Consider the following 4,729-nt stretch of genomic DNA (forward strand, 5'->3'; position numbering starts at 1 on the left):
ACAGAGTTGGATTTGACGTTACCCGCAGAAGAAGCACCGGCTAACTCCGTGCCAGCAGCCGCGGTAATACGGAGGGTGCGAGCGTTAATCGGAATGACTGGGCGTAAAGCGCACGCAGGCGGTCAATTAAGTTAGATGTGAAATCCCCGGGCTCAACCTGGGAACGGCATCTAAGACTGGTTGACTGGAGTCTCGTAGAGGGGGGTAGAATTCCATGTGTAGCGGTGAAATGCGTAGAGATGTGGAGGAATACCGGTGGCGAAGGCGGCCCCCTGGACGAAGACTGACGCTCAGGTGCGAAAGCGTGGGGAGCAAACAGGATTAGATACCCTGGTAGTCCACGCTGTAAACGATGTCGATTTGGAGGTTGTGGCCTTGAGCTGTGGCTTCCGAAGCTAACGCGTTAAATCGACCGCCTGGGGAGTACGGCCGCAAGGTTAAAACTCAAATGAATTGACGGGGGCCCGCACAAGCGGTGGAGCATGTGGTTTAATTCGATGCAACGCGAAGAACCTTACCTACTCTTGACATCCTCAGAATTTGCTGGAGACAGCGAAGTGCCTTCGGGAACTGAGAGACAGGTGCTGCATGGCTGTCGTCAGCTCGTGTTGTGAAATGTTGGGTTAAGTCCCGCAACGAGCGCAACCCTTATCCTTTGTTGCCAGCACGTCGAGGTGGGAACTCAAAGGAGACTGCCGGTGATAAACCGGAGGAAGGTGGGGATGACGTCAAGTCATCATGGCCCTTACGAGTAGGGCTACACACGTGCTACAATGGCGGATACAAAGTGAAGCGACCTCGCGAGAGCAAGCGGAACACACAAAGTCTGTCGTAGTCCGGATTGGAGTCTGCAACTCGACTCCATGAAGTCGGAATCGCTAGTAATCGTAGATCAGCATGCTACGGTGAATACGTTCCCGGGCCTTGTACACACCGCCCGTCACACCATGGGAGTGGGTTGCAAAAGAAGTCGGTAGCTTAACCGCGAGGAGGGCGCTGACCACTTTGTGGCTCATGACTGGGGTGAAGTCGTAACAAGGTAACCGTAGGGGAACCTGCGGTTGGATCACCTCCTTACCTGAGATAGGTTAAGTGCAGTGCTCACACAGATTGTCTGATGAAAGTCGAGAGCAAGGGAGTCTGCGAAGCCGACCATAGGGTCCCCTTCGTCTAGAGGCCTAGGACACCGCCCTTTCACGGCGGTAACAGGGGTTCGAATCCCCTAGGGGACGCCACTTGCGGGATAACGGGTGAAAGGCGTTGTCGATGTGTCTTTAAGCGGATTTTAGGAATCTGTTTAGCGATATAAGCTCTTTAACAATCTGGAACAAGCTGAAAAATTGAAACACTCAGTAATATCGACAAGGTATTATTGGGGAGTCTCTCAAGCTGAGCAATCCGAGACTCTTTCGGGTTGTGAGGTTAAGCGAATAAGCGTACACGGTGGATGCCTAGGCAGTCAGAGGCGATGAAGGACGTGCTAATCTGCGAAAAGCGTCGGTAAGCTGATATGAAGCGATATAGCCGGCGATGTCCGAATGGGGAAACCCAGTGCAATGCGTTGCACTATCATTAACTGAATCCATAGGTTAATGAGGCGAACCGGGGGAACTGAAACATCTCAGTACCCCGAGGAAAAGAAATCAACCGAGATTCCCCCAGTAGCGGCGAGCGAACGGGGAGCAGCCCAGAACCAGCATCAGCGATGCCATCAGAGGAACGGTCTGGAAAGGCCGGCGAGAGAGGGTGACAGCCCCGTACTCGAAGGTGGCATGGCTGTGAGTTCGACGAGTAAGGCGGGACACGAGAAATCCTGTCTGAAGATGGGGGGACCATCCTCCAAGGCTAAATACTCCTGACTGACCGATAGTGAACCAGTACCGTGAGGGAAAGGCGAAAAGAACCCCGGCGAGGGGAGTGAAAGAGAACCTGAAACCGTGTACGTACAAGCAGTGGGAGCCCCACCACCAAAGCGTTTCGCTTTGTGTGGCGCACAAAATGCGTAACGTCATCTCAGATGACGGTTGGCGGAGCGACAGCGACGCCCAACACACTAATCAAGCAGTGGAGCGTTTTGGGGTGGGGTGACTGCGTACCTTTTGTATAATGGGTCAGCGACTTATATTCTGTAGCAAGGTTAACCGTATAGGGGAGCCGCAGGGAAACCGAGTCTTAACTGGGCGAATGAGTTGCAGGGTATAGACCCGAAACCCGGTGAGCTAGCCATGGGCAGGTTGAAGGTTGGGTAACACTAACTGGAGGACCGAACCGACTAATGTTGAAAAATTAGCGGATGACCTGTGGCTGGGGGTGAAAGGCCAATCAAACCGGGAGATAGCTGGTTCTCCCCGAAAGCTATTTAGGTAGCGCCTCGTGGATTCATCTTCGGGGGTAGAGCACTGTTTCGGCTAGGGGGCCATCCCGGCTTACCAACCCGATGCAAACTGCGAATACCGAAGAATGGTATCACGGGAGACACACGGCGGGTGCTAACGTCCGTCGTGAAGAGGGAAACAACCCAGACCGCCAGCTAAGGTCCCGAAGTCATGGTTAAGTGGGAAACGATGTGGGAAGGCCCAGACAGCCAGGATGTTGGCTTAGAAGCAGCCATCATTGAAAGAAAGCGTAATAGCTCACTGGTCGAGTCGGCCTGCGCGGAAGATGTAACGGGGCTAAACCATGCACCGAAGCTGCGGCAGCGACACGAAAGTGTCGCTGGGTAGGGGAGCGTTCTGTAAGCCGTTGAAGGTGGCGCTGTGAGGCCCGCTGGAGGTATCAGAAGTGCGAATGCTGACATAAGTAACGATAAAGCGGGTGAAAAACCCGCTCGCCGGAAGACCAAGGGTTCCTGTCCAACGTTAATCGGGGCAGGGTGAGTCGACCCCTAAGGCGAGGCCGAACGGCGTAGCTGATGGGAAACAGGTTAATATTCCTGTACTGAATGTGACTGCGAAGGGGGGACGGAGAAGGCTAGGCCATCCGGGCGACGGTCGTCCCGGTTTAAGCGTGTAGGTGGGAGGAGCAGGCAAATCCGCTCTTCTGTAACACTGAGGCGTGATGACGAGCTGCTACGGCAGTGAAGTGGTTGATGCCCGGCTTCCAGGAAAAGCCTCTAAGCATCAGGTCATATTGAATCGTACCCCAAACCGACACAGGTGGTCAGGTAGAGCATACTCAGGCGCTTGAGAGAACTCGGGTGAAGGAACTAGGCAAAATGGTGCCGTAACTTCGGGAGAAGGCACGCTGGCAGTAGGTGAAGGAGTTTGCCTCCGGAGCCGAAGCCAGTCGCAGAGACCAGCTGGCTGCAACTGTTTATTAAAAACACAGCACTGTGCAAACACGTAAGTGGACGTATACGGTGTGACGCCTGCCCGGTGCTGGAAGGTTAATTGATGGGGTTAGCCGCAAGGCGAGGCTCTTGATCGAAGCCCCAGTAAACGGCGGCCGTAACTATAACGGTCCTAAGGTAGCGAAATTCCTTGTCGGGTAAGTTCCGACCTGCACGAATGGCGTAATGATGGCCAGGCTGTCTCCACCCGAGACTCAGTGAAATTGAACTCGCTGTGAAGATGCAGTGTCCCCGCGGCAAGACGGAAAGACCCCGTGAACCTTTACTATAGCTTGACACTGAACATGGAGCCTTGATGTGTAGGATAGGTGGGAGGCTTGGAAGTGCGGACGCCAGTCCGCATGGAGCCATCCTTGAAATACCACCCTTGAATGTTCGATGTTCTCACTTAAGCCCGTCATCCGGGCTGAGGACAGTGTCTGGCGGGTAGTTTGACTGGGGCGGTCTCCTCCCAAAGGGTAACGGAGGAGCACGAAGGTTGGCTAATCACGGTCGGACATCGTGAGGTTAGTGCAAAGGCATAAGCCAGCTTAACTGCGAGAGTGACGGCTCGAGCAGGTACGAAAGTAGGTCTTAGTGATCCGGTGGTTCTGCATGGAAGGGCCATCGCTCAACGGATAAAAGGTACTCCGGGGATAACAGGCTGATACCGCCCAAGAGTTCATATCGACGGCGGTGTTTGGCACCTCGATGTCGGCTCATCACATCCTGGGGCTGAAGTAGGTCCCAAGGGTATGGCTGTTCGCCATTTAAAGTGGTACGCGAGCTGGGTTTAGAACGTCGTGAGACAGTTCGGTCCCTATCTGCCGTGGGCGCAGGAAGATTGAAAGGGGCTGCTCCTAGTACGAGAGGACCGGAGTGGACGCACCGCTGGTGTACGGGTTGTCATGCCAATGGCATAGCCCGGTAGCTAAGTGCGGGAGAGATAACCGCTGAAAGCATCTAAGCGGGAAACTTGCCTTGAGATGAGTCTTCCCTTGACTTAGAGTCACGGAAGGAACGTTTAAGACGAAGACGTGGATAGGCTGGGTGTGTAAGTGCAGCGATGCATTGAGCTGACCAGTACTAATGAACCGAGCGGCTTAACCTTACAACGCCGAAGGGGTTTTGGTGTCGGAAGACAGCAAACAGAAGTCGGAAGACAGAAGAGAGACAGATTTCAGCTTGTTCAGAGATTGGTTCCAATGGTTGTGTTGACGGAGAGTCAGACAAGGGTTGGAATAAAACGGAATATGCCTGGCGGCGATAGCGCGGTGGTCCCACCTGACCCCATGCCGAACTCAGCAGTGAAACGCCGTAGCGCCGATGGTAGTGTGGGGTCTCCCCATGTGAGAGTAGGACACTGCCAGGCTTTAAATACAGTAGAAACCCTCAGCGTAA

General features: G+C 54.0%; 1 tRNA gene and 3 rRNA genes. All 4 read left to right on the forward strand.

Features of this window, described 5'->3' with window-relative positions:
* A 16S ribosomal RNA gene (locus tag C6H66_RS25030) occupies positions 1-1,077 on the forward strand; the annotation flags it as partial.
* Between the two features lie 82 nt (positions 1,078-1,159).
* Positions 1,160-1,235: transfer RNA gene (locus tag C6H66_RS25035), tRNA-Glu, on the forward strand.
* A gap of 185 nt (positions 1,236-1,420) precedes the next feature.
* A 23S ribosomal RNA gene (locus C6H66_RS25040) occupies positions 1,421-4,439 on the forward strand.
* 145 nt (positions 4,440-4,584) lie between these two features.
* Positions 4,585-4,700: ribosomal RNA gene (gene rrf / locus C6H66_RS25045) — 5S ribosomal RNA — on the forward strand.
* Positions 4,701-4,729: the final 29 nt, after the last annotated feature.

Source organism: Photorhabdus hindustanensis, from assembly GCF_002968995.1.
Taxonomy (GTDB): domain Bacteria; phylum Pseudomonadota; class Gammaproteobacteria; order Enterobacterales; family Enterobacteriaceae; genus Photorhabdus; species Photorhabdus akhurstii.